General features: G+C 54.2%; 23 protein-coding genes and 2 tRNA genes. 4 read left to right on the forward strand and 21 right to left on the reverse strand.

Translation table 11 applies throughout. The features are described 5' to 3' along the window. Positions 1–188: 188 nt before the first annotated feature. Genes NFR25_RS04790 through NFR25_RS04800 form a run of 3 tightly spaced genes read right to left on the reverse strand, consistent with a single transcriptional unit; the run spans position 189 to position 4,739 of the window. Positions 189–944, reverse strand: a complete 756-nt coding sequence (locus NFR25_RS04790) for an HAD family hydrolase (protein WP_251198113.1) — start codon at positions 942–944, stop codon at positions 189–191. A gap of 41 nt (positions 945–985) precedes the next feature. Then, positions 986–2,863 carry an ABC transporter ATP-binding protein gene (locus NFR25_RS04795; protein ID WP_251198114.1) on the reverse strand — a complete coding sequence of 626 codons (1,878 nt, stop codon included), beginning with the start codon at positions 2,861–2,863 and terminating at the stop codon, positions 986–988. Between the two features lies 1 nt (position 2,864). Continuing rightward, a complete protein-coding gene (locus NFR25_RS04800; RefSeq protein WP_251198175.1) occupies positions 2,865–4,739 on the reverse strand; it encodes an ABC transporter ATP-binding protein in 1,875 nt (624 codons plus the stop codon). 130 nt (positions 4,740–4,869) lie between these two features. Between NFR25_RS04800 and relB the strand changes: the two genes are divergently transcribed. Both relB and NFR25_RS04810 read left to right on the forward strand, forming a co-directional pair. Next, a complete protein-coding gene (gene relB, locus NFR25_RS04805; protein WP_251198115.1) occupies positions 4,870–5,085 on the forward strand; it encodes a type II toxin-antitoxin system RelB family antitoxin in 216 nt (71 codons plus the stop codon). Beyond that, entirely contained in the window at positions 5,085–5,351 is a 267-nt protein-coding gene (locus tag NFR25_RS04810; RefSeq protein WP_251198116.1) for a type II toxin-antitoxin system RelE family toxin, read from the forward strand. The genes relB and NFR25_RS04810 overlap by 1 nt, the downstream gene beginning before the upstream one ends. A gap of 70 nt (positions 5,352–5,421) precedes the next feature. Here the strand turns inward: NFR25_RS04810 and NFR25_RS07435 are convergent, their stop codons facing one another. Beyond that, a complete protein-coding gene (locus NFR25_RS07435) occupies positions 5,422–5,553 on the reverse strand; it encodes a type IIL restriction-modification enzyme MmeI (RefSeq protein ID WP_338024382.1) in 132 nt (43 codons plus the stop codon). 139 nt (positions 5,554–5,692) lie between these two features. Here NFR25_RS07435 and NFR25_RS04815 point away from each other — a divergent pair, with 139 nt between their 5' ends. Next, positions 5,693–5,986, forward strand: coding sequence for a hypothetical protein (locus NFR25_RS04815; protein WP_251198117.1), 294 nt, complete (start codon positions 5,693–5,695; stop codon positions 5,984–5,986). 90 nt (positions 5,987–6,076) lie between these two features. On the opposite strand, the gene NFR25_RS04820 is transcribed toward NFR25_RS04815, so the two are convergent. The 16 genes from NFR25_RS04820 to NFR25_RS04895 form a co-directional block, all read right to left on the reverse strand. Then, a complete protein-coding gene (locus NFR25_RS04820) occupies positions 6,077–6,892 on the reverse strand; it encodes an N-acetylmuramoyl-L-alanine amidase family protein (protein ID WP_251198118.1) in 816 nt (271 codons plus the stop codon). 1,145 nt (positions 6,893–8,037) lie between these two features. Then, a tRNA-Asp gene (locus NFR25_RS04825) sits at positions 8,038–8,114 on the reverse strand. A 143-nt stretch (positions 8,115–8,257) separates the two neighbouring features. Then, positions 8,258–9,331: a YcjF family protein gene (locus NFR25_RS04830; protein WP_251198119.1), complete on the reverse strand. Its 1,074-nt coding sequence runs from the start codon at positions 9,329–9,331 to the stop codon at positions 8,258–8,260. 39 nt (positions 9,332–9,370) lie between these two features. Then, positions 9,371–10,564, reverse strand: a complete 1,194-nt coding sequence (gene rodA / locus NFR25_RS04835; RefSeq protein WP_251198120.1) for a rod shape-determining protein RodA — start codon at positions 10,562–10,564, stop codon at positions 9,371–9,373. Then, a complete protein-coding gene (gene mrdA / locus NFR25_RS04840; RefSeq protein ID WP_251198121.1) occupies positions 10,557–12,656 on the reverse strand; it encodes a penicillin-binding protein 2 in 2,100 nt (699 codons plus the stop codon). Before mrdA ends, rodA begins: the two co-directional genes overlap by 8 nt. 19 nt (positions 12,657–12,675) lie before the next feature. Further along, the gene (gene mreD / locus NFR25_RS04845) at positions 12,676–13,203 is read right to left on the reverse strand and encodes a rod shape-determining protein MreD (protein ID WP_251198122.1); all 528 of its coding nucleotides are present in this window, start codon (positions 13,201–13,203) and stop codon (positions 12,676–12,678) included. Between the two features lie 2 nt (positions 13,204–13,205). Continuing rightward, complete coding sequence (gene mreC, locus NFR25_RS04850; protein ID WP_251198123.1) at positions 13,206–14,180, reverse strand: rod shape-determining protein MreC; 975 nt, start codon at positions 14,178–14,180, stop codon at positions 13,206–13,208. A 15-nt stretch (positions 14,181–14,195) separates the two neighbouring features. Further along, a complete protein-coding gene (gene mreB / locus NFR25_RS04855; protein ID WP_251198124.1) occupies positions 14,196–15,251 on the reverse strand; it encodes a rod shape-determining protein in 1,056 nt (351 codons plus the stop codon). An 85-nt stretch (positions 15,252–15,336) separates the two neighbouring features. Further along, positions 15,337–16,620, reverse strand: a complete 1,284-nt coding sequence (locus tag NFR25_RS04860) for a Ni/Fe hydrogenase subunit alpha (RefSeq protein ID WP_251198125.1) — start codon at positions 16,618–16,620, stop codon at positions 15,337–15,339. Further along, on the reverse strand, positions 16,613–17,413 hold the full coding sequence (locus tag NFR25_RS04865; RefSeq protein ID WP_251198126.1) for an NADH-quinone oxidoreductase subunit B family protein: 801 nt from the start codon (positions 17,411–17,413) through the stop codon (positions 16,613–16,615). The genes NFR25_RS04860 and NFR25_RS04865 overlap by 8 nt, the downstream gene beginning before the upstream one ends. Before the next feature lies 1 nt (position 17,414). Further along, positions 17,415–18,332: an FAD/NAD(P)-binding protein gene (locus NFR25_RS04870; RefSeq protein WP_251198127.1), complete on the reverse strand. Its 918-nt coding sequence runs from the start codon at positions 18,330–18,332 to the stop codon at positions 17,415–17,417. Beyond that, positions 18,322–19,359 (reverse strand): 4Fe-4S dicluster domain-containing protein, encoded by a 1,038-nt coding sequence (locus NFR25_RS04875; protein WP_251198128.1) that lies wholly within the window; start codon positions 19,357–19,359, stop codon positions 18,322–18,324. Before NFR25_RS04875 ends, NFR25_RS04870 begins: the two co-directional genes overlap by 11 nt. A gap of 88 nt (positions 19,360–19,447) precedes the next feature. Next, positions 19,448–19,852: a nucleoside-diphosphate kinase gene (ndk, locus tag NFR25_RS04880; RefSeq protein WP_251198129.1), complete on the reverse strand. Its 405-nt coding sequence runs from the start codon at positions 19,850–19,852 to the stop codon at positions 19,448–19,450. An 84-nt stretch (positions 19,853–19,936) separates the two neighbouring features. Next, positions 19,937–21,277: a tetratricopeptide repeat protein gene (locus NFR25_RS04885; RefSeq protein ID WP_251198130.1), complete on the reverse strand. Its 1,341-nt coding sequence runs from the start codon at positions 21,275–21,277 to the stop codon at positions 19,937–19,939. A 12-nt stretch (positions 21,278–21,289) separates the two neighbouring features. Beyond that, positions 21,290–21,820 (reverse strand): peptidylprolyl isomerase, encoded by a 531-nt coding sequence (locus tag NFR25_RS04890; protein ID WP_251198131.1) that lies wholly within the window; start codon positions 21,818–21,820, stop codon positions 21,290–21,292. Between the two features lie 70 nt (positions 21,821–21,890). Then, positions 21,891–21,966, reverse strand: a tRNA-Arg gene (locus NFR25_RS04895). Positions 21,967–22,046: 80 nt separating this feature from the next. On the opposite strand from NFR25_RS04895, the gene rlmD reads away from it, so the two are divergent. Then, positions 22,047–23,432, forward strand: a complete 1,386-nt coding sequence (gene rlmD / locus NFR25_RS04900) for a 23S rRNA (uracil(1939)-C(5))-methyltransferase RlmD (protein ID WP_251198132.1) — start codon at positions 22,047–22,049, stop codon at positions 23,430–23,432. Positions 23,433–23,535: 103 nt separating this feature from the next. On the opposite strand, the gene NFR25_RS04905 is transcribed toward rlmD, so the two are convergent. Continuing rightward, the gene (locus NFR25_RS04905; RefSeq protein ID WP_251198133.1) at positions 23,536–23,799 is read right to left on the reverse strand and encodes a FeoB-associated Cys-rich membrane protein; all 264 of its coding nucleotides are present in this window, start codon (positions 23,797–23,799) and stop codon (positions 23,536–23,538) included. Between the last annotated feature and the right edge of the window lie 114 nt (positions 23,800–23,913).

The following is a 23,913-nucleotide window of genomic DNA, read 5'->3' on the forward strand; positions in this document are numbered from 1 at the left end:
TAGGCGCTGATGCGCCAAGTTTACTCGATAGGACAACAATGCTACTAAATAGGTAACAGTTATTCAATTTTCTCACTGATTACTGAAAGAAACCCCACAACTCTGACGAAGTTTCTCATTGCAGGTCGGAGCAAACCCATACCGAAAAGCTTTACCTTCTGCCTCGGTCTTCCCCACCGCCTCCTGCGCTACTTCCAGTATTGGATATCCCAGCCTTCTTTTTCGGCATAGCGCTCGAGCGTTGGGCCAGGAGAGACTGCACAAGGATGTTCGGCAGCCGCTAGCAAGGGACGGTCGGAATAATGGTCGCCATAAGCATAGGCGATCCTCCAGTTACCAGGACCATAGATAGCGTTCGCGTGTTCTTCGACCAAGCGCAGCTTCTCGGCACCTTCGACCGGATTTCCCTCTACTTCGCAGGTATACTTCCCGTTCTCATCCACCCGCATCTTCGTTGCGCAGTGAAAGCTGAATGGCAGATCTTTGTTCGCACGCACAGCGATCGGATCGAACGTAGCCGAGACCAACCACACCTCGCGCCCTGCCTCAAGATGTTCCTGCATGGTCTTGAGCGCCATTGGACGAATGCGTTTGGCCACATGTTCGTCATAGAAGCGATACATCTCTTCGTCGGCTTCGGCCTGATCCGTGCCTTCATAAGAGGCGAACACCAAGCTACGCACCCATGCTTCGTTTTGCGGCAAGTGCATCTTATACGCAAGCCCCCACGCTAAGATGCGCGCGAGCACGCTAGGACGAACCTGCCCTTTGCGCAGCAGATACTTCACCAGCATCACCGGCGAATTGCCTTCGATGCACGTACCATCGAAGTCGAAGACTGCAAGTTCGCGCGGCTCGTCTGCCGCAGGCGTAGACACGGGCACGGGCGTAGGCGCGCTCGAACGTTCAGACGCCTCTTCGATATGTTCGCGTTCTTGATCCATGAACAGCGCAGTAACTTCCTTGGTCGATCGCTCTGATCGGTCTAATCTTCAGGTTCGTCGATGCAATCCGCGAACTGAGATCTGTGCAATTCAGCATAGAATCCATCGAGTGCGAGCAACTCCTCATGAGTGCCCTTCTCAACAATGTCTCCGTCACGAATAACAAGAATTATATCTGCTTGCCTGATGGTGCTCAATCGGTGTGCGATAACGAAGCTCGTGCGACCTTCGAGCGACTCGCGCATGGCCTTTTGCACCAACGATTCGGTATGCGTGTCGATGGATGATGTGGCCTCGTCCAGCACGATGATCGAGGGATTGGAGAGCAGAGCGCGCGCGATGGTGAGCAGCTGGCGCTGACCTTGGGAAAGATTCGATCCGTCCTCTTTCACCTGGGTGTCATAACCGTCAGGCAGACGCTCGATGAAGTGGTCGGCCTGCGCCAATTCGGCTGCCATGCGGATGTACTTCTCCTTGGGCTTGCCTGTTTCGGCATCGATGATGAAGCCTGAATCCAAATTCGCACCATAGGCGATGTTCTCGCGGATGGTGCCTGAGAAGAGCCATGCGTCTTGGAGCACCATGCCAAAATTGCTGCGCACGTCAGCACGGGTATCGTGGGCCGTGTTCACCCCATCGATGGAGATGGTGCCACGGTCGATGTCGTAGAAGCGCATCAGCAGATTCACCAATGTTGTCTTGCCCGCACCCGTAGGACCTACGATGGCAACCATCTGGCCTGGTGCAACATCAAGCGAGAAGTCCTTGATAACGGGCTTTTCGGGATCATAACCAAAACCAACATGCTCGAAGGCGACCTTGCCTTCGCACGGTTTCGCGATAGCTGTGATCTGGTCAGGATCGGGCTCGGTCATCTCTTCGGCATCGAGCAATTCGAACACGCGCTCGGCCGCCGCAAGGGTTGCCTGGATGGTGTTGGCGATGGATGCGATCTGCGTGATGGGCATGGTGAACTGGCGCATGTACTGCACGAACGCCTGGATCTCGCCCACCGTGGCGATGCCACCTGTTACATACAGGGCCGCGCCGATGATGCACACGAGCACATAGCCCAGGTTACCGATGAATCCCATCACAGGACGGATGACACCCGCCAAGAATTGCGCCTTCCAAGCCTGATCGAAATAGGCGGTATTGCGTTCGTTGAATTCCTCGATCGCATGGTTTTCGCGCGTGAAGGATTTCACTTCGGTATACCCGCTGTACATCTCTTCGATATGCGCATTCAGATTGCCCAGTGCCTTCTGCTGGCGCTTGAAGTACTTCTGCGAACGCGAGGCAATGCCCACGGTGCACAGCAGAGAGAGCGGTAGCGTGGCGAACGCCACCAACGCCAAGATCCACGAGATGGAGAACATGAAGATGACCACAGAGACCAGCGTGACCACTGCAGAGATGATCTGCACGAGCGTCTCCTGCAGCGTCGAGGAAATAAGGTCGACGTCGTTGGTCACACGTGAGAGGATCTCTCCCTTGGCGCGCTTGTCGTAATACGAAAGCGGCACGCGATCGAGCTTATCACGCATATCGCTACGCAGGCCATAGATCACTTCCTGGGTGACCTTCGCCATGATGAATTGGCAGATGAATTGGCAGATCGAATAAGCGACGTAAAGCAAGAGCAGCGTGAGCAGGATACGATTGAATGCGATGAAGTCCAATCCGCCCGTATGCGCCATCACGCGCTCGAAAGCTTGATACACCTCGGTAGTAGCCTGACCTAACACCAGCGGAGAGACCGTGTTGCACAATGTTCCTGTGATGGTGAAGATGACCACCACCACGAGCAACGGGATTGATGGCTTCAATCGCGCGACCAGACGGCGCAGCGTCTTCGATGCGTTCTTCGGTTTCTCCTTTGGGCCGCCGTGCGGTCCTCGTGGTCCATGAGGTGGCATGCTATTCACCCCCTTCGCCGGAAGCGGGCGTGGACGGATCGGGGGTTGAGCTCTCCTTTTCCGCAGAGCTGCCCGATGCGAACGACGAAGGCGCTTCACTGTCCACCTTGGAGGTAGCGGGGTTCGCGGCTGGGTCGCTGCCCGTAAGCTCCTCTTCGGAAAGCTGAGATAGCGCCAATTCACGATAGGTCGGACATGACATGAACAGCTCATCGTGAGTGCCGCACGCCTCTATGCTCCCCGTTTCGTTGAGCAAGATGACCTGATCTGCACCAAGCGCAACGCTCACACGCTGCGTGACCATCAGCACGCTCTGGTCATTCAAGTAGCCTTCGATGCCACGGCGTACCTGGGCGTCGGTCTTGAAGTCGAGTGCGGAAAACGAATCGTCGAAGATATACAGATCAGCCGGGCGCAACAAACCGCGTGCAATAGCCACGCGCTGGCGCTGACCTCCTGAAAGGTTCGTACCACCCTGGGCAATCTCGAAGTTAAGCCCGCCTGCATCAGGCGTGATGAATTCCGTTGCCTTAGCTAACGAGAGCACCTGCCACAGTTCATCATCGGTCGCATCGGGATTACTGAAGCGCAGATTCTCCGCCACCGTACCCGTGAACAAGAACGACTTCTGCGGCGTGTAGGAGATATGCTGACGCAAAACCTTGAGCGGGATATCCTTGATAGCAGTACCATCGAAGAAGATCTTGCCCGCGGTCACATCGTAAAGGCGCATGATCAAGTTGATCAGGCTCGATTTGCCTGAACCCGTAGGCCCGATGAAAGCCGTGGTGGTGTTAGGTCTCAGCTCGAACGTAAGATCGTGAAGCACGTCCTTCTTCGATTCAGGGTAGCGAAAGCTCACCTGGTCCATCTGCAGGATAGGAACCCCGCGGCCGCGCTCCTCCTCTTTCAGTTGAACACTGCCCTCGTCGGTGATGGTCGAAGTCGTGGCCAGTACCGCATTGATGCGCTCGGTCGCCGCAAGCGTGCGCGGCAGGAGCGCGAAGATCATCGAGGTCATCATGAGCGACATCAAGATGAGCGTGATGTATTGCACCAGCGCCATGATCTCGCCCGCAGAAAGCGTACCCGCATCCACCTGTGCGGCGCCAAAATAATAGAGCGCTACGATAGCGGCATCCATGATAAGGAACAGCAACGGCATGACCGCGCCCATCAGGCGCCCTACCTTGATGTAGGTATCTGCCAGATCGCGATTCACCTTGCCAAAGCGCTTGCGTTCGAAATCTTCCTTGTTGTAGGCGCGGATGACGCGCACGCCTTGAAGCTCTTCGCGCATCACACGATTGACCGCATCGATGCGGGACTGCAGCGAACGAAGAAGCGGCATGCCGATCTTCAGGAATATCGCTACTACGATGATGATGATCGGGATGGCCACGAACACGAGCAAGGCCATCTCCGCATTGGTGACGAACGCCATGACCACCGCGCCGATGAACATGACGGGGGTCATGACCGCCATGGTCATGAGCATCTGCAGGAAGCGCTCGACCTGCTGCACGTCGTTGGTATTGCGCGTGATGAGCGTTGAAGCGCCGAACTGCTCGAATTCCGCGAGCGAATAACGCTGGACCTGCGAGAAGATGCCCGCGCGCACATCGCGCCCGAAGCCCATGGCTGCACGCGATGCACAGAGCGCCGCGAATACCACGCAAATGACCGAACCAATAGCCCACGCAAGCATTTCCGCGCCACGAACGAGCACGTAGTTCAAGTCTTTGTTGTAGATACCGGTATCGACGATGCGCGCCATGATGTCTGGCAGCTGCAATTCAGCGAAGACCTGCAAGAACGTGAACGCGCACGCCCCCAGCACCAGCCACCCAAACGGCTTCAAATATCGCCCCAGCATCTTGAACAAGCGAGCTCTTCCCTACCGAACAATCACAGTCCCTCTAGGTTACACCAATACACCTCGCCCACAGATGAAAGAAAAGTCCAAATGTGATAGAATACAATGTATTCACCGAAAGGAGCTTACTATGGCAACTATGACGATGCGCGTTGACGATGCAGACGCAAAGCTCATCCGCAAGTTTGCGAAGTTCGAAGGAAAAACAATCTCGGACTTCATTCGCGATGCAGTCTTCAATCAGATTGAAGATGAGCGTGATCTGGCGGCGCTTCGTGCAGCAATAAAAGAGGATGACGGTAAGCGTTATTCTCAAGCAGAAGTACTTAAGGAGCTTGGTCTTTAATGTCCTATCGAGTTGAATACACCTCAAAAGCACTCAAGCAACTCAAAAAGATGGATAAGTTCGACGCATCGCTTATTACCTCATGGATCGGTGAAAAGCTAGACGGATGCGTCGATCCGCGCGTATTCGGAAAAGCCCTCAGCGCGAACCGCGTTGGAGAATGGCGCTACCGTGTCGGCAACTACCGAATTCTCTGCCTCATCAAAGACGATGTCCTCATTGTGGAAGTTTTCCAAATAGGTCACCGCTCCACCGTTTATAAATAAGCTTATAGAAGCTCTGTGCATAATTCACGTAGCTCTCTCATCTGTTCTTTATGCTCTGAATCTTCCAAAACTATTCCTTGGTAGCTTCCGCATAGAGCTTGAAAAGATGAGAAACAATCTTCTCTTCATCACCGTCAAAATCTACTCCGTATGCTTCTTCAACAGCTTTATCAAGAGCCTTGTGTGTTTCGAGAAGATCAATGACTTGGGTTTTAGCCCCCTACTTTCACTGCTCCCTATTGCAACATGCATCTAACTTTTAGCCATGATTCACTTATTACATGCTCCCTGGTAGAGTAGGCATTACCGAAGCATAATAAACTGACGAAGGAGTAAAAACTATGGCGTCTCACAGTTTTTCATTTGATGGCGGAGATATTCTTAATAATATGGGGGCGACATGGTTTGTTTCTTATGCCTACTATGACCATCTCGATAAAACCCATATGAACTGGAATCGGATTTCAACTACAAAGATGCGTATTAATAACTACAACCGCAGTGAAAACTTTCATAAAAGCTGGCTTGAACATGTCCTCAGAATGAATGACAAAAACTTAAAAAGAAATACTATCAGCCTCTCGCCCTCTGAAACAAAAAGAATGGCCAAAGAGCTTCTTGAAAGAGCATTTTAGCTTCATAAAAGTGTCCACAGCACAAAACGAGAGAGCAGCATAAGCCGCTCTCTCGTTTTTAAACTATATAGCCCTAGATCAAAATAGCCCTTATTTCTTAGCTTTAGGATCCCAAGCACCATTAGCGCCTACAAAGTATCGATCACTATCTACCCATTCATTTGTAGCCATGACACCATCAGAGCCAACCCAATACTTACCTGAGATCCATGCATTGGTTCTCATAGCTCCAGAAGAAGCGCAGTAGTACCACTTCCCTGCATCCTTGACCCAGCCAGTCTTCATTGCGCCAGAGGAAGCAAGGAGATAGGTTGCTTTACCAATGGCTTGCTTGCCAGTGAGCATCTTGCCATCCCTGTCCATGTAATACCAAGTACCACTGAGCTTAGTCCAGCCAGTCTTCATGGCACCAGAACCCTGGAAGTAATACCAAGCACCTTCGATCTTCTTCCATTCCTTTGCCATAGCACCTGAGGAGGCAAGATAGTATTTAGTCTTTCCGTCTTCAAGCCAACCAGTCTGCATTACGCCATCGTCAGCCATGAAGTACCATGCACCCTTGATCTTCTGCCAGCCAGTAGCAGCTTCCCCGGAGGACTTGCAGTAGTACCACTTGTTGGCGTCTTTTACCCAACCAGTTTGCATTGCACCAGAGCTGGCCAAGAAGTAGGTCTTCTTGTCAATGGCCTGCTTACCAGTCTGCATGACACCATCGGAATTCATGTAATACCACGTGCCAGAGATCTTCTTCCAGCCAATCTTCATAGCACCATCATTCTTGGCACCGAAGTAGTACCAATTGTTATTCAGTTTCTGCCAGCCAGTCTTCATCCAACCATTGTTGTCGAAATAGTAGGCAGTGTTGCCAATCGTAGTTAAGCCTTTGGCATAAGAACCATCACCCAAAACATACCACCAGCCATGCGAGTTGTGTTTCCATCCCGATGATACGACTGCTGTCTGAGATCCGGTTACTGAAACATCTTGAGGTGTATAAATAGCTGTATGACCATTCTGAGCAGCCCAAGCAGCTATAGAAGACGTATTTCTAATCTGATTGTGCGCGCAAGTTAAGAGTGTCAATCTAGGGCACTTCGATACGTCAAGTGAAGTAAGAAGATTGTTATCGCAATACAATGTCTTGAGTTCTGGACAGTTCGACACATCCAAGGACGTGAGCTTATTGTCAGAACAGTTTATGTCCATTAGTTCAGTGCAATTAGAAATCTGAAGCGACTTGAGCTGATTCTTATTACAGTTTAGAGATGATAGAAGGCTGCAATCGGACAGGTCTAACTCTGTCAACTTATTGTCGTATACATATAAATCCTGAAGGCTAGAACACTCTTGAAGGTTAATCGAAGAAAGAACTCCACCGCTGTAGAAGAAACTCTCCAAGGTTTTACAACCCGCTAGATTCACGCTGGTTAATCTCTGACTACTCGTAGAAACTCTCTTAAGCTTTGAGCACCCAGATAAATCCAAAGAAACCAATTTTGAACTAGTGCACATAAACGAATCAGCTTTATCGCAATTTGTTAAGGATAATGAAGTGATTGTACCCATATCACTTCCGCAACTTATCGACTTAATTGGAAAACCATTAAGGGTTCCGTTGAGAGAAGCTGACGTCTTTGTTTCGCTTGTAATCTCAGTAATACTAACAGCATTATCACTAACGCTCGGATGGTAATAATCATAAGTAACCCCATCAACAGTTACTTCATCAGCAAATGCTGATTGAGAGGAAAACTGAAAAAAACAGGCCGCAAGAAGCAAACCAAACAAGATCGCTAGAAATGATTTCAAAATAAACCCTAAAGACTTATGCGAACTGAGGTTCATGACGTCATCCTCTCTGTATTGAGTATGCTCTATATAGAAGTTAGTGAAAACAGTGTATCACCTAGTGAGACCATTGTTTCGAGGAAACGCTATCTTACTTTATCCAGGAATCGCTATTAGCCCCATTTTCAGCCCCATTTTGGTATTTTTGACCCTAGAAAATAAAAAAAATCAGAGGCAAAATAACCTCTGACCTGGTGTTAAACTGGCGGGATGTACGGGACTCGAACCCGCGACCTCTGGCGTGACAGGCCAGCGCTCTAACCAACTGAGCTAACACCCCTTGCGTTGTCAGTGTTGACTATTATAAACATAAAAATATCCGAGACAAGCGACAATATCCAAAAATTCGAGGTTGTGCATCGACTGCATGAGGCCTGTCCCCATTTTGTCCTGGACAGTTTGGCCTGTCCCCGAAGTGTCCTGCTATTTGCGCTTGCGGCGCAGGCGGGACTTGGCGTTGTTCATGGCGCCGCGTGCAGCATCTTGGGCGATATCGCCCGCTACGCCAACAGCTTTACTGGCGGCACGGCGAACAACTGGACCAGCAGCATTGCTGGCCACCTGATATGCGCGCTGATTACGCACCTTCATAGCTGCCGTAGACGCCGCTCCCCCAGCCTGGGACATCACACCAGCAAGACCAGCGATGTCGCCACCTTGTTCGAAATAGGTCAGCGCGGCTTGACCAATAGCATAGGTACCGAAATAACCCATACCGCCCTTCACCACGAAGCCGAGCGCTGGGATGAACCCTGCCAGCTTACGGCCAATGCCGCGGCACAGGAATGCCGCAGCCAGTACAGGAACAACTTCTTTAAGACGGTTCGCATCGAGCGGTTCGCCATACGCCGCTGCGATCTGGAGCACCATCTTGATCTGATTGAGCGTCATCGCGGGCATGTCGGCACCGGGGATGAAGACGAGCACGCCAATGCCCGCATTCTGCGCAGACGTAGCAGCGATAGCATCCTTCGCTAACGGGCGACGCACGAAGGGATATGCGAGCGAGAAAGCAAGGCGCTTGCTATGGTCATGGTCAATGATCCAAGAGCCGATAGAGTCCGCCAGAGAACCCTTGATATCCTCATCGAGCGGCTGTCCTGCAGGTAACGAGATGAGCGCATCGTCAGGCAACGGATGACCTGTAGCCTGAGCGCTCTTCACCACCTGATTGCCATGTTCAGCGATAACGAGCACGGGAATATCCGCTTCACGGATGGTCGCGGCGATCCTGCCCGTATCTGCGGTTTCTCCTGCAGCCATCACGACCAGGTCGGTATCGGGCATAACAGAGATATCCTGCGTAGGGTAATAACCTACGGTCAAGCGCGAATTCACCGATGCGCTACTGAAACCCGAACGCACGAACACCTGGAACTCTGGTGTTGCGGTCTCGTCAATAAGAACATGGACCGAAACGATGGTCTTGCGCGCTTTTTCGATATCGATCGCTTCGGTGATGAGCGACTTGATATCCAGTGACTTCAGATCGAACATGCTTGCCCTCCTGGCGTTTCGCGCAGCGCTTAGGCGCAACTACGATGGGTTGTTTTCGCTATGAGCCCAAATGGAATTGATGAGCCCCAATAGAACAAAGTTTACCAGCATGAACGATGAACCGTAACTAATAAATGGTAACGGAATGCCCGTGATGGGCATGAGCCCCACATCCATGCCGATGTTCTCGAGGATCTGGAACACCCACATGCCCACGATGCAGATGACGATGATGGTACCGAACAGATCGGGTGCGTTACGCGCAACGCGGATGCTCGTGACGATAAGGCCCAGATAGAGCGCCAGCAGTACAAGTGCACCGAAGAAGCCGAATTCTTCTGCCAGCACACAGAAGACGAAGTCGGTAGGCGCTTCAGGCAAGAAGCCCAGTGATGACTGCGTAGCCTGCATGAAACCCTTGCCGAAGAAGCCACCAGAGCCAATAGCGATCTTCGCCTGCTGCAAGTTATAACCATCACCTGAAAGGTCGTAGCTCGAGTCCATGAACACCAGCAAGCGTGAACGCTGGTAATCCTTCAGCAACACATCGCTTCCTACCAGGCCATCGAGTATGGGATCGAGCATGAAGATGCCCACTACCAATGCCGCTAGAATAACGAAGGTAACCACCAAGAAGCGCCAATTCGTACCGCCGATGATCAGCGCGAAGGCGGCGATGCAGAGATAGACCAGACCCGTACCTAAGTCGGGCTGGGTCATAACGCACAAGAACGGGATGGCCAGGATGCCCAGCGCCTTCAGATATTCGCGCAGGTCATCCAAGCGACCACCGTAGCGCGACATGATACTGGCGGCCAGCAAGACCACGGTTATCTTGGCGAATTCGCCAGGCTGCATGCTCAGGCCACCGATACGGATCCACGAATTCGCACCGTTCACTTCCCTACCGATGAACGGTAGATGCGGCGAGAGCAACAACACCACGTTGATCACCACGAAGAACGTGGTGAAGCCTGAAAGCGAACGATAATCGAAGCGACTCACCAGTATGAAGAGCACGATGCCGATCGCAACACCGAGCACCTGCGTAGTGAAGTTGAAGTCGGAATCCGACGATGTTGCCGAAAACTGCACGATCAAGCCGTAGACCACCAGTGCCGCAAAGCACACCAAGAACGGGATGTTCATGTATTTGAAGCGGCGCGGACGATAGCTTTTGGAAAGCTCTGGGTCACGCGGCTGAACGGAATTGATCTCCACCAACTCAGCCATCGTCTTCGTCACCTCCCGCAGGTGTAGGAGTATTCACCGAGATCTTCTTGTACTCGATAGTGCCACCGTTGGAATACTCCATGGCAGCAGCCATCACCTTCGCAGCCACAGGCGATGCAGTACGACCACCCGAGCCGCCTTCTTCGATACAAAGCGCGAGCGCATAGCGCGGATCTTCGTAAGGCGCATAGCAAGCGAACCAAGCGAAGTCCTGCTTGCCCGCAACCTCTGCAGTACCAGTCTTCGCAGCGAAGGTGAATTCATACGCGGAGAAGTCCGCGGAAACATCGTCGTTCTCCACCGCCACACCGCGCAGTGCATCGCGCACGATCTGATAGTTCGCCTCGGTCACATCAGGGATGACATCCTCTACCACAGGGGCTTCGACCACCACTTCACCAGCGGAATTGCGTACCTCTTTGAGCATGTGAGGACGGAGCAATTTGCCCGTAGCGATAGCTGCATACGCGCGCGCGACCTGAAGCGGCGTGACCAGAACATAGCCCTGACCGATGACCATGTTGGAGATATCGCCCGGAAGCCACTGGGCTTCAGTGGGTACGTCGCGGAAGTATTCGGATTTCCACTCAGGCGTAGGGATGCGGCCCTGAGCTTCGCCGCCCAGGTCGATATTAGTGAGCGCAGAGTAGCCGAATTCCTTGATGAAATCCTGCATCGCTTCATCGCCGATGGAACCACGTGCGTTGTAGAAATCACGCGCGATCTCGTAGAACACCACGTCGCAAGACACCACGATACCCTCACGGAACGTAAGCCAGCCATGACCGCTGTGCTCCCAGCATTTCTGCGGGTATTCCTTGCCGAAGCCCGTCCACGTGCCCGTGCAATCCCAAGCCTTGGTAGCATCCGCGAAACCATAGGTAAGACCAGCCAGGCCTGTGAATGCTTTGAAGCACGATGCTGCCGGATAGGTACCTGCGATCGCACGATTCATCAGTGGATAGTGAGACTCTTCGGTCTGATAGGCATCCCACACATCTTGGGAGATGCCGCCGATGAAGTGTTCGGGTTCATAGGTGGGATAGTTCGCCATGGCCAGCACACCGCCCGTTTTCACGTCGATGCACACCAGTGACGCTGCCGTACCCGTACCGCCTTGGACTAGTTCGCGCAGCGCAGTGTCGGCCACATACTGGACTGGCGCTGCGATGGTCAGATAGATGTCGTTACCTTTGGTGGGTTCGGATTCGCCCACGACCTGCTGCACTTCACCCGATGCGTCAGTGATGAGCGTGCGCGTTCCATGGTCGCCCGCGAGCACGTCGTCGTAGGACTGCTCGATGCCCGACTTGCCTACCGCATCGCCCATCTCGATGTCGCGGCCTTCGGTGACGTTCTTTAAGTCCTCGGTCGAAGAGGTACCCGTATAGCCCAAGATATGCGCCGCGAGCGCACCATAGGGATAGATGCGGTCGCTACGGATCTGAGTGGTGACACCAGGGAACGCATCGCGGTGTTCGCTGATGAACGCCGCATCGCGCAGACGGATGTCCTTGGCGACCACGCGCTGCGACTGAGCCCCCGTAGATGAATCGAGGATGCGCGCACGAACCACATCATAGGGAATGCCCAGAAGCGCCGAAAGGCGCAGGATGACATTGCTATTGGTTGCTACATCGGCATCAGCCAGCACGGTGAGCACCTGGCGGTTGGTCACCAGCGGCACGCCGTCACGGTCATAGATCACACCGCGCGGCGCAGGTGTGGTGACCGTGGTATAGAGGTTCGATTCTGCTTCACGCTGATAACTATCAGAGCTCAAGATCTGCAAGCCGAAGAGCTTCACCGCAAGCGCACTGAATACACCTGCCACGATGACACCGATGGCGAAGAAGCGACTGCGCTGTCCGCTCGGCGCGCCCGCTGAAGTGATGTTGGTCGCTGGCGCCGATCCACCCGCAGCTGCCACTTTGGGCGCTTCAGCAGAAACACCCACATGCGTGATGGATTTCACGCCCATCTTGTTGCGCGTTCGCACATAAGAAGTACCTGATCGCCAGCGGAAGACGACCAGCACGATCAAAGCGATGACGACCAGTGATATGACAACGACTGCAATGGTAGCGAGCATGAGCAGACCCTCTTAGCTCCTAGCGGAAACGCTGAGAATCGTCCACGGTCCACGCATCATTTCCAGAAGGCGTGTCAGGGAACTTGCGAGCCACGAAATAGAGGATGGCGCAGATGATGAAGTTGAAGACCGTTGCAGGCAGCACACGTGCCACCAGCATATCGAAGAACGATGCAGGATAGCCCATGACCAACTGCACGATCATAACCACGAGCTCGTAGACGAGCACCGCCACCGCACTGGAGACCAGCACCATGGCGAAGCTTGACTTATCGAGAATCTCGAACACGCGTGATAGCGCGAACGAGATGAGCAACAACAACAGGGGCGTAAGCCCGAGCGGCACGTGACTGAGCAGGTCGGAGATGATGCCCATCACGAAAGCATACAGATACGTGGTATCTTCGCGGCGCACGATGGAGAGCACGATGACGAACGATACGATGAAGTTCGGCACCACCGAATAGATGGAGATGACCGGAGCCAAGACGATCTGCAAGAGCACCACGATGGCGGCGGAGATGAGCGGGATGAGCTTATCACGCATAGCTATTCCTCCCCTCCTTCGCCAGATCCTTCAGAACCTTGATCGCCCGATCCGCTCGTGCGATCCGAGAGCGTCTGAGAGTTCACCAGACGCGCAAGGGCTTCGTTATCGGCAGCATTCGCATCACCCATAGCAATTACCACGAGTGCTTCGGAGATATTATTGAAAGAAGCGTTGGGCGTTACCACGATGGTGCGCGAAAGGCTGCCGGGGCGCTGCTCGATCTTGGTGATCATACCCACGACCAAACCGCGATAGTACCCGCCACCCAGACCAGAGGTGATGACCACATCGCCTTCTTTGACCTCGACCGTGTCTTCAATGCCTTCAAGATAGAGCGTGCCTTCGACCGAGCCGCGCAAGATGCCTTCAGCGCGAGAAGACTGGATCAATACCGAAACTCCGCTCTGTGGATCGGTGAGCAAGCGCACATTGCATGTCGCGGGCGTGGTAGAGACCACCTGGCCGATAACGCCAGTAGCACCCATGACCGGCATGCCCGTCTTGATGCCTGCTGCGCTGCCCGCATCGAGCGTGATGCTGCGGTTGTAAGAATCGGTAGAATAACCCACCACGCGTGCAGCGACCGATGTGAAGCCGTACGCATCCGCAAGGCCGATGATGGCCTCCAGACGAGCAGCTTCCTGGCGATATTCTTCCAGTTCGACGACCATCTGCGAAAGTCGTGCGTTGTTCTCTTTTAGTTGGTTATAAGCGGCATCGCCCGCCGTAAGGTCTTCCACTGACATAGTGCCAGAGACCGCGAGCGAACCCACCGTGGTGCCTACCGCAGTGAGCGGTGTGACCATGCCAGAGGTAGTGTTCTGCAGGGAATGGAGCGGACCATCATTGCCCTCGCGCGCATAGGCGACGAAGAGGATCAGCGAGACCACAAGGAGAACGACGAGCAGGGTTCTTCCTCCAAGATGGCCACCGAATTTCACCGGATTGTCTTTGAGCTTCAGGTTCAGGGCCATTGGTTAAATGAGCTCCTATTTCGAACGCATCAAGATCTGTTTGAGCGCTGCTGGGGTTTCGAGCACCTTCAAGCACCCTGTTACTACATTCGTAAGTGCCGTTTCACTGGTCCACACAGGGATCTCCAGCTTGTTGGTGAGGTAGCGATCAAGACCTGAGAGCAAGCCGCCACCACCCGTGAGCAAGATGCCGTTGGAGATGATGTCGGATGCAAGGTCAGGATTGGTCTTCTTGAAGGTTTCCTTGATGTGCATGACCATCTCATCGATGGGCTCTTGGAGCGCTTCGCGCACGTCTTCGGATTGGATGGTAACTTCTTTAGGCTGTTCGGTCAGCACGTCCTGACCAGAGATGATCATGTCGCGTTCACGGCCATCTTCGAAAGGAAGGATGGAGCCGATCTTGATCTTGATGACCTCCGCCGTACGTTCACCGATCTTGATGCCCAGCAGATCGCGCAGATGCATAGCGATGGCTTCGTCCAAACGATTGCCTGCCAAGCGAAGCGAAGAGGATGTGACGATACCGCCAAGCGAGATGACCGCAACCTCTGTGGTGCCACCGCCGATGTCGACGACCATGGAACCAGTGGGTTCGGTAACGGGCAGGTCTGCACCCATCGCAGCAGCCATAGGCTCTTCGATGAGGTATGCCTGACGAGCACCTGCCTGGATGGTAGCTTCGAATACCGCGCGCTTCTCGACCGAGGTTGCACCGCAGGGGATACACACCACGATGCGCGGCTTTGGCTGCCAAGGGTAGCGACGCGGAGCCGCCTTATTGATGAACGCAGAGATCATCGCTTCAGTGATGTCATAGTCTGCGATGACGCCATCATGGAGCGGATGTTCTGCAGAGAACGTATCGGGAGTGTGATTGATCATGTTCTTCGCTTCGTGACCAACAGCCAGAACACGATGCGTGCTTCGCTCGATAGCCACTACGGAAGGCTCGTTGATGACAACACCCTGGCCGCTAATACCTACCAGCGTGTTAGCCGTACCAAGGTCGATGGCCATATCGTATGAACTAGAAGACGAAGCGTTCTGAATGAAATCCAAAAAGGACATGCAAAATTCCTCACAGTCTTAATAGTGCAGCTTACGATTCTAACATAGGCGCGCTATTCACAAAAGAAGCCCTACGTGAGCGGGGTCAGTGAACGCTGCAGGAAAGACAGGGGTCATAGGCACGTACCAACTTGGCGATCTCGGAGCGGATGTGCTCTTCGCCCAGACCCGATTCCACCAATACTTCTGCCAAGTGACGCGTATCGTTTTCAAGCGATGCCAAGTTCTGCGCCGTAGGCGTGATGATGGATGCATGGACCACTTTGCCGTCGGCATCGAACTCGAGCTTATGGAAGACCACGCCGCGGGGCGCTTCGGTCATTCCTACACCCACCCCAGCTTTCACCTGATACGGAACGGGCTTCGAACTGCCTTCGAACTTCGCCAATTCTCGGCAGATGCCCGAACAACGGATGAGCGCGTCCAAGATCTCGATAGCTTGTGCAAGGTTGTTCTTCATGGGGTTGCGTTCTTCAGGGCGCAGACCAGCTTTAGCCGATGCGAACTTCGCTTCCTGGGAAAGGTGGTCCCACGAAGCATTCAAACGCGAGAGCGCCGAAGTGAACACCGCTTTGCCACTCCCCTTTTCGCGAGTGAACAGCGATCCAGAATGAGGAACCTCGTATTCTTCCAAGTAGTCTTCGAAATCATGGGCATCGAAGACCACGCCTTCATCGAGCAGTTCAAGCTGGTTCGAAGATTGCACAGGATAGTAATCTTCTTCCACCATGGCCAGCATATCGGAAGCCGTGTGGATGTCGGTGATACGGAACGACGAGAACAGGTCCACCGTTGCCTTGGCAAAGGGGATCATCTCTTCCATGCGACGGGTGAAGGACAGGTATTCGTCTGCGCTGATCTCGTGCGTGAAGCCGCCCACCACCGCAGTGATGGGATGTATGGAACGGCCACCCACACTGGTGCATAGGTCATTACCGAGCTTCTTCAGCTCGAGCGCTTGAGCGAACAGTTCAGGGTCGCTCTCCGCCAGCGGGAAGACACTGGGTTGACCGATGAAGTCTGGTACCACGAACACGAACAGATGCGAAGCGTGATTCTGCAGGTACGATCCATAGACGAGCAGCTCACGAATGAGCTTGGTGCGGTCGGATACTTCCACCCCAAAAGCGTCTTCGACAGCCTTCAGGTCGGTGATGCAATGACTGGGCGAGCAGATCCCGCAGATGCGTGAAGCGATGTAGGAACAATCTTTGTAGCTATGACCGCGCACCATGCTCTCGAACAAGCGCGCCGGCTCGACGATATTCATCTCAACGGTCTTCACCTGATCGTTCTCGATCACTACGTGCACATTGCCGTGACCTTCGACACGGGCGATGTGGTCGATATTGAGCAGGGACTTAGTCATCTGAAGCCTCGTCTTTCGCAGAGAGCACCGCATTGGTCTGGTTGAATATCGACAGCTTGCGATCGAATTCTTCAACGGATAGGTTGTAGCTCGCAACCGATTCGCGTGCAGAATCAAGGTTGGCCTTAGGCGACAAGCCACGACAACCCATGCAGGGACGGCCGAGCGAAGGGCAGCGAGCCATGCAGCCGCCGCTGGTCACCAGGCCAAGGCAGATCTCGCCTTGAGGGTAGAAGCAGGGGTTTTCCTGGCGCTTGCATTCGTTGCACATGGTAGTGGAGCGTCGGGCGCGATTCGAGCCCATGAGCGCAGCGCTCAAGATCTGAGCGAATTCGTAGAAGTCGATCGGGCAACAAGGCACCTGGAAATCGACCGCGATAACATCGCTCACAGCGCACGGCTCGATCATGGTGCCACATGCTTCAGGAACGCTGTCATAGACCTCGCTCGCGCGAGAAGCATAGCCCGCTGCAGCGATGCCTGGGATGCCTCCCGTATTGGCGCACGCGCCGATGGTTATGACCGTGTCGGCCACTTCGCGCAGGGCTTTCACCTGCTCGAGCGCCTCTTCGGTCGTGACCGCGCCCTCGATGATGACAATGTCGAAGTCCTCTGGCATCGGATCGCTCGAGGCAAGCTGCCAATATTGCAGATCGAAGCGGCCAAGGATGTCGGTGAGGTACTGCTCTTGGTTCGTGATCTGCAGCTGACAGCCAAAGCAACTGGCCAAGCCCGCCACTACTACGCGAGGCAGTTGTCCTTCAGTGTTCGATGCACACGTATGATCGGTCATATTACATCGACCCCTGAATATTCTTCGCTTCCCAATAATTGAACACCGGGCCATCGAAGCACACATACTGGTGCCCGATCTGGCAGTGTCCGCAACGGCCCATGCCGCATTTCATATGACGTTCGAAGGACATGAAGATCCTATCGTAGCTGATACCCTTCTTCGCCATCTCTTCGACCACGAAGCGATACATCACCGGCGGTCCGCAGATAGCGCCAAAGGTATTGTCTGGATCGACCTCAAGATCTTCGAAAGCCTTGGTGACCAGGCCAACATTGCCGTCCCAGTCGGGATGGGGCTTGTCGATGGTCAAGTAGAAGTCGAAATCAGGACGATGGTTCCACATCTCGAACTGTTCGCGGAACATGATCTCTTCTGGAGCACGCGAACCATAGATGATGGTCACCTTGCCGAACTCCGAGCGTTCATCATGGATGTTGTTGATCAGCGAGCGCAGCGGCGCGATGCCAAGGCCGCCTGCCACCAGCAAGATGTCATGTCCCTTCATGTCTTCGAAGGGGAACGGATGACCATAGGGGCCACGCAAGCCCACGATATCGCCGCATTGCATGTTGTGCAGCGCGGTGGTCACTTCGCCAGCGCGACGCACGCAGATCTCGATGAAGCCGCTCTTGGAAGGCGAGCTGGAAATGGAGATAGGTACCTCGCCCACCCCGAAGACGCTCACGCACACGAATTGTCCTGGGTGATGATGGAATGCATCGCGGATGCGGTCATCGATCAGGCGCATCTCGAACAGCGTTTCCTTGTCTGTCAGCGGCGTGATGGAGGTGATGCGCGCCGACCAAGGACGATAGGGGTTCGCCGCCATCATCTCGGCCCCATTGAGTGGTGCTTGATAGTTGTAGCGACCCTTCACCTCAAGGGTGGTAGGAGCGGTGCGACGCTTACTCTCCATCTTCGGCCCCCTTTCGGTCGAAGAACTTCAGCACCTCGATAGGGTTGATCTGCGCTTTGCATGCATATACGCAACGACCGCAGCCAACGCAGAGCTGATAGTCGTGACTTCCCGTGAAGCCATTGAGCTTGTGGTAGAAACGATGGCGCACGCGCTTGCGGTTCGTGTCGCGGAAGTTGTGGCCACCAGCCACCAGCGCGAATTCAGGCGACGTGCATGAATCCCACACGCGCACGCGGCTACCATTCTTGCCATCGGGGTCTAACTCGTCGTAGATATCGAAGCAGAAGCACGTAGGACACACCGCTGAACAGGCGCTGCACGACTGGCAACGCTCGCCCATCTCGGTCCAGAATTCATCGCGATGGAACACATCCATCATCATCGCAACTTCCTGAACATGAGGAATATCTTCGTTGAAAGCTTCCTGGCGCTCGCGCGTAACGCGTCGGAATTCACGACGGTCTTCGTCAGTAGCATGTTTTGGATCGCACGAAGCCTCGAGCACGCTCGAAGCTTCGACGCCCGCCAGAGAGACCAGGTACTTATCGCCGATCTTCTGCAGGAACATATCGGTGCCCATTCGCGCCTCATCGGTGCCGCACAGGTTGCAGAAGCATGCACTACCAGGCATGCAGCCCATACCAACGATGAGCGTGTTCTCGCGACGCTTCACATAATAAGGATCGGGATAAGCACAATCCTTGTAGACCAGATCCAAGCGATTGAGCGCGTTGATGTCGCAGGGATGCACCCCGAACAGCACGCGCGGCTTGATATCGAATTCATAATCGGTGACTTCATTTTGCTCCGCATTGAAGCGCATCAGTACCTCGTGCGAGGGCAAGAAGAAACGCTTCGGAGAAACGTTGGTGGTGGTGCAATCGATCGCCACCTCGTCGGGGTCGGTGATGATATCAAAAACATAGCCCTGGTCGCGCTTGACCGGGGCTATGACTTCATAATCATTCATGAAACCACGAATAAGCGAGGAAAGCTTGTCTTCATCGATGACACGATAGAGCATGAATGCTTCCTTTCGTAGGCAGTCTCACGAGAGCTGCTGGATGCACAGGCGCACACGGAATGCTCCTGTACGAAGCAAGATGAGCAACTTAGTTGAAGAAGATCGCCATCTCGCGCTCGGCGGACTCAGGAGAGTCGGAGCCATGGATTACATTTTCGTCCATGATAAGGCCGAAGTCGCCGCGGATGGTGCCGGGGGCTGCTTCAGCAGGATTAGTGGCGCCCATGAGCGAGCGGCATTTCAGCACTGCGCCATCGCCAGAAATGATCATCTTCACCACAGGACCAGAGGTGATATAGGTGATAAGACCATCGTAGAAAGGCTTGCCTTCATGTTCCTGATAGTTCGCAGCAGCCTGATCGGCGGTAACGTTGCCAAGCTCCATGCGCTCGATCTTCAGGCCAGCGCGCTCGAAACGATTGATGATCTCGCCGATGTGGCCATTCGCAACGCCGTCAGGCTTGATCATGATGTAGGTCTTTTCCATTGCCATTGATGATTCCTTTCGTCTAAGGCTTTCTTGCATTCGGATCGTATCTAGGACGATCGTGTTTCCGTTAGATGAGCCGGCCTTGGTTTAGTGCTGCGAGGTGAAGTAGAGCGTAGCGCTCGTTACCTTCCAACCCATGCCATCGCGTACCATGGAGATCTCGTAAGGCACCGTGCCGCCTTCGGGCGTGGTGGCATTCACGTAGACCTTTGCGGTGGTGAAATCATTCGATTCGCCTACGACCTCGACCGATGAACCCGTCGCGATCAGATCCGCGATGCGCATCTGCTTCGCTTCGTCAACATCGCCCGCATACAGATCCGCGCTCTCAGGATCGGTGAACAATTCAGCTACCACATCTTGCTTGGAAGGTAAGCCGATACCCTGGGTGACCACAGCCACAGCACCGCCCACGATAGCCAACACGATGACGATGATGACGATAGCGATGGTCAGGCCTTTGCGACGCTTCTTACGGGATGCTGACTTGCTCCAATCTTGGAGGAGCACGTCGTTGGTCTCGAAGAAATCGGTCTGCACGGGGTTGCCATAGGCATCCATCTGCTCGCTGATATCAGCAGAGGAAAGGATCATGGTGCCTGCCTCGGCCACAGATTCGGCATCTTCCTCCTCGAAAGAGATGCCCGTGCTGGAAACGTCCAGACCTGAAAGGTCGGTCTCGGTTTCGTTCTTCTGATCCTCTTCGGTGACACCAGAAGCAACCGCCTGGATAGCGCGCTGATAATCGACATTGGCCGCATCATTGAAAACATAGGTCTGATCAGCCAGAGCCGACTCGAAAGCTTTCACTGCTTTTGCCATCTTACCTGCTGCAACATAGGCCTGGCCCATATTCGCGAAGAGCTTGTTGCGGATGACCGCTGGCATGTCGAACTGAAGTGCGCTCTCGTAAGAGGCGATGGCGTCCATGGGGCGGTTGAGCGCCATGAAGCACACGCCCAGGTTCAAGAGCGCCTTCGTGGGATCAGGATTCACTTCATCGAGCGCCGCCGAGCGAAACGATGCGCCCGCCTCGGCCGATTTGCCCAGCTTCAAATACGCATTGCCCAGACCCATGTAGGCTTTATAGCCAGTCTTGTACTTCGGATCTTCGAGCGCTTCGTTGAAGAACGGGATGGCGTCTTCGTAGTCGAGCTGAGAAGCATAGACCGTGCCCAGGTTATAAGCTACCGAACCATGAGCATCGTATGCTGTATCGTGAAGCGCCTGAGAATAGGCATGGATCGCCTCATTGGGATCGTGCAGCTTCACCAAGCAGTTGCCGATCTGGTGATAGAGCAGGCCCAATTCCCCTGGTGCCAGTGCTGCTGAAGCATCTTGGAGGCAATCGGTGAAATCGGCGAGCGCAGTTTCGTAGTCTTTGTCTACGTAAGCGCTTCGTGCCTGTTGAAACAAATCATTATTCATATATTCGCTCCGCTATGCAGCGTTCTCGATCGTGATCGACTCGATCACATCGCCAACGCGCAGCTTTCCGACCACATCAAGGCCATCGACCGTCTGTCCGAACACCGTATAGCCAGAATCCAAGAAGGGCTGAGGGCCAAGGCACAGATAGAACTGCGAGCCTGCCGAATTAGGATCCTGGGAACGCGCCATAGCCAGCGTTCCGTCGAGGTGCTTGTTATTGGGATTGGTGGAGAACTCTTCTTTGATGGTATAGCCTGGACCACCCGTGCCAAGACCAGCAAAGGGGTTTCCTTCAGCCGCTTTCACCTGTTCGGAGTCCAGTTCGCGCGTATTAGGATCGCCGCCCTGGATGACGAAATCAGGAACATAGCGGTGGAATTTCAAGTTATCGTAGAAGCCCTTCTGTGCCAGCTCGACGAAATTGCCAACGTGGATGGGTGCATTTTCGCCATCGAGTTCGACCCGAATGGTGCCCTGAGAAGTTTTGATGACTGCCACTTCGTGGCCATTGGGCTTGTATTCTGGTGTGTACAGTGCCATATGAGCTCCTCGTTTGTATGTTCGCCCGCGCGTGGTGCCGCTATTGGGCTTGGTGCATCTGCGACAAATTTGGTGCCCTCTACAGGATTCGAACCTGCGACTTTCTGCTCCGGAGGCAGACGCTCTATCCCCTGAGCTAAGAGGGCATTATTCCTAATTTTATACGTTATTATAAAAGATGCAAAACCAAGGGCCGCGTGCTTTTAGTGTGAGGATTGATTACTCCGTGAGCGAAATAGTCGAATTAACTGGGCTTACCCAAGGAAGCAACGCTGTTGGCAGGCTCGCTTCGGGCAAGACCGTATTCGTGGCTGGAGGCGTGCCTGAAGACGTGGTCGAGATAGAGATCACGAAGGATGCGAAGCGCCACTGTGAAGCACGCATCGTGCGCGTGATAGAGCCAAGCCCCCTACGCGTGGTACCGAAGTGCCCGTATTTCGATTCGTGCGGCGGATGTCCCTGGATGCAAGTTTCCTACGAAGGCCAGCTGGCCGCGAAACGCGCCAATGTGGTTGAACAGCTGGTACGCATCGGTGGTAAGGACCGTGAACAAGCTGAAGCTCTAGTTGACGAAGCGGTTCGATCCAAGCGCGAATTCAACTACCGCAACAAGATAGAGCTCCACGCCGCATGGGTTTCCCCAATGGGGACGGGTTCAAATCTGTCCGGGACAAAACAGGGACAGGTTCGCAGTGGATCGAGCCCCTCTCCTTCTCAGCGATTCAGGTTGGGATTTCATCATCCAGGCACGAACGATATCGTCGAGACGAAGAGCTGCTTGGTTGCTGCGAAGGCTATCGAGAAATCCCCCGCTGCGCTGCGCGGCGCGCTGAAGTATGCGCAAGGCAATCAGGATCTAGGGATCTTCCGTGTGGGCGTGCGATCGAGCGCAAAGACGAAGTCGACCGAGATAGCGCTGTGGACAAAGCCTGGCCCCTTCCCTCGCGCACGCGTTGCATCCATCCTGCAAGACAGCGTGAAGGCCACGAGCGTAGTGCGCGTGCTGGCCGACCCTGGCAAAGCCCGTAAGATCAAGGGTGTTGAAGTGTTGGCTGGCAAAGGATACTGGGAGGAGAAGTTGCTGGGACTTGCTTATCGGGTGAGCGCTCCAAGCTTCTTCCAGGTGAATACCGAACAGGCCGAGACCATGATCAAGCTGGTGCTCGAAGGCCTAGCTGCAGGTGAAGATTCCTATTGCGCCGACCTGTATTGCGGCGCTGGCACTTTCACCCTGCCGCTGGCAGAGCATTGCGCAGAGGTGTTCGCGGTGGAGTCCCAAGCATCGAGCGTGCGCGACCTGCGCAGGAATCTTGAATTGAACGATCTTTTCGCAGAGGTGATCGGTGGCGATAGCGCGCGCGAATTGCCCGAGCTTGGCGAACTTGATGGCCTAGTGGTAGACCCGCCCCGTGTCGGTCTTGCCGAAAGCGTGCCTGCAGACATCGCCGCAACCAACACGAAGCGCTTCGCCTATGTGAGCTGCAACCCCAGCACCTGGGCGCGCGATGTGGCTCGTATCGAAGACCAAGGCTATCGCCTTATCAGCGCCACTCCCGTAGACCTCTTCCCGCAAACGTATCACATAGAAACGGTGAGCATCTTCGAGCGATAGCTCGACAAACGCGAAAGCGCCCGGTAGAACCAGGGCGCTTTCAACAGGAATAACGAGCACTGCAGGGGCATGGTGGCAAGTTGCCGCCACCACATTACCAAAGCTAGTGCGAAGACTTGGAAGGGGGCACGTCTGGGGAAGAACCTGCGGCCTGCTCCATGTCGGCAAGCATCTTGTCGAGCGAGGAACACGAGCAGCAGCTCGAATTCGCGTGAGAAGTTTTTTGAGAAGAGGATGTGTGTGCACACGATTTGCAGCTCCCACACCCGACATTCTTGCCTGCACGCTTGTCTTTCACGATGCCGAGGATGATGGCCACAACGACCACCACGAGGAGAAGCGACACCACAGCAGTTCCGAGATTCATTTGACTACCCCCTTCCTATCGGGATGAACGGTTTCAATAACAGGGTTGGGTCCTTTTTTGGAAACAGAGGGCAGGTCTTGGCTCATTCAGGCACATAGTCCTGTCCCCATTCTG

This window comes from Anaerotardibacter muris (assembly GCF_943192915.1).
GTDB lineage: Bacteria > Actinomycetota > Coriobacteriia > Coriobacteriales > Eggerthellaceae > Anaerotardibacter > Anaerotardibacter muris.

Coding starts and splice junctions, on each gene's coding strand:
- relB (WP_251198115.1), top strand. CDS start 4,870: ATGGCAACTATGACGATGCGCGTTGACGATGCAGACGCAAAGCTCATC.
- mreC (WP_251198123.1), bottom strand. CDS start 14,180: ATGGCCCTGAACCTGAAGCTCAAAGACAATCCGGTGAAATTCGGTGGC.
- NFR25_RS04810 (WP_251198116.1), top strand. CDS start 5,085: ATGTCCTATCGAGTTGAATACACCTCAAAAGCACTCAAGCAACTCAAA.
- NFR25_RS04795 (WP_251198114.1), bottom strand. CDS start 2,863: ATGCCACCTCATGGACCACGAGGACCGCACGGCGGCCCAAAGGAGAAA.
- NFR25_RS04800 (WP_251198175.1), bottom strand. CDS start 4,739: ATGCTGGGGCGATATTTGAAGCCGTTTGGGTGGCTGGTGCTGGGGGCG.
- NFR25_RS04885 (WP_251198130.1), bottom strand. CDS start 21,277: ATGAATAATGATTTGTTTCAACAGGCACGAAGCGCTTACGTAGACAAA.
- NFR25_RS04890 (WP_251198131.1), bottom strand. CDS start 21,820: ATGGCACTGTACACACCAGAATACAAGCCCAATGGCCACGAAGTGGCA.
- NFR25_RS04860 (WP_251198125.1), bottom strand. CDS start 16,620: ATGACTAAGTCCCTGCTCAATATCGACCACATCGCCCGTGTCGAAGGT.
- NFR25_RS04870 (WP_251198127.1), bottom strand. CDS start 18,332: ATGGAGAGTAAGCGTCGCACCGCTCCTACCACCCTTGAGGTGAAGGGT.
- rodA (WP_251198120.1), bottom strand. CDS start 10,564: ATGGCTGAGTTGGTGGAGATCAATTCCGTTCAGCCGCGTGACCCAGAG.
- ndk (WP_251198129.1), bottom strand. CDS start 19,852: ATGGCAATGGAAAAGACCTACATCATGATCAAGCCTGACGGCGTTGCG.
- mreD (WP_251198122.1), bottom strand. CDS start 13,203: ATGCGTGATAAGCTCATCCCGCTCATCTCCGCCGCCATCGTGGTGCTC.
- mreB (WP_251198124.1), bottom strand. CDS start 15,251: ATGTCCTTTTTGGATTTCATTCAGAACGCTTCGTCTTCTAGTTCATAC.
- NFR25_RS04865 (WP_251198126.1), bottom strand. CDS start 17,413: ATGACCGATCATACGTGTGCATCGAACACTGAAGGACAACTGCCTCGC.
- mrdA (WP_251198121.1), bottom strand. CDS start 12,656: ATGCTCGCTACCATTGCAGTCGTTGTCATATCACTGGTCGTCATCGCT.
- NFR25_RS04815 (WP_251198117.1), top strand. CDS start 5,693: ATGGCGTCTCACAGTTTTTCATTTGATGGCGGAGATATTCTTAATAAT.
- NFR25_RS04905 (WP_251198133.1), bottom strand. CDS start 23,799: ATGAATCTCGGAACTGCTGTGGTGTCGCTTCTCCTCGTGGTGGTCGTT.
- NFR25_RS04875 (WP_251198128.1), bottom strand. CDS start 19,359: ATGCTCTATCGTGTCATCGATGAAGACAAGCTTTCCTCGCTTATTCGT.
- NFR25_RS04830 (WP_251198119.1), bottom strand. CDS start 9,331: ATGTTCGATCTGAAGTCACTGGATATCAAGTCGCTCATCACCGAAGCG.
- NFR25_RS04790 (WP_251198113.1), bottom strand. CDS start 944: ATGGATCAAGAACGCGAACATATCGAAGAGGCGTCTGAACGTTCGAGC.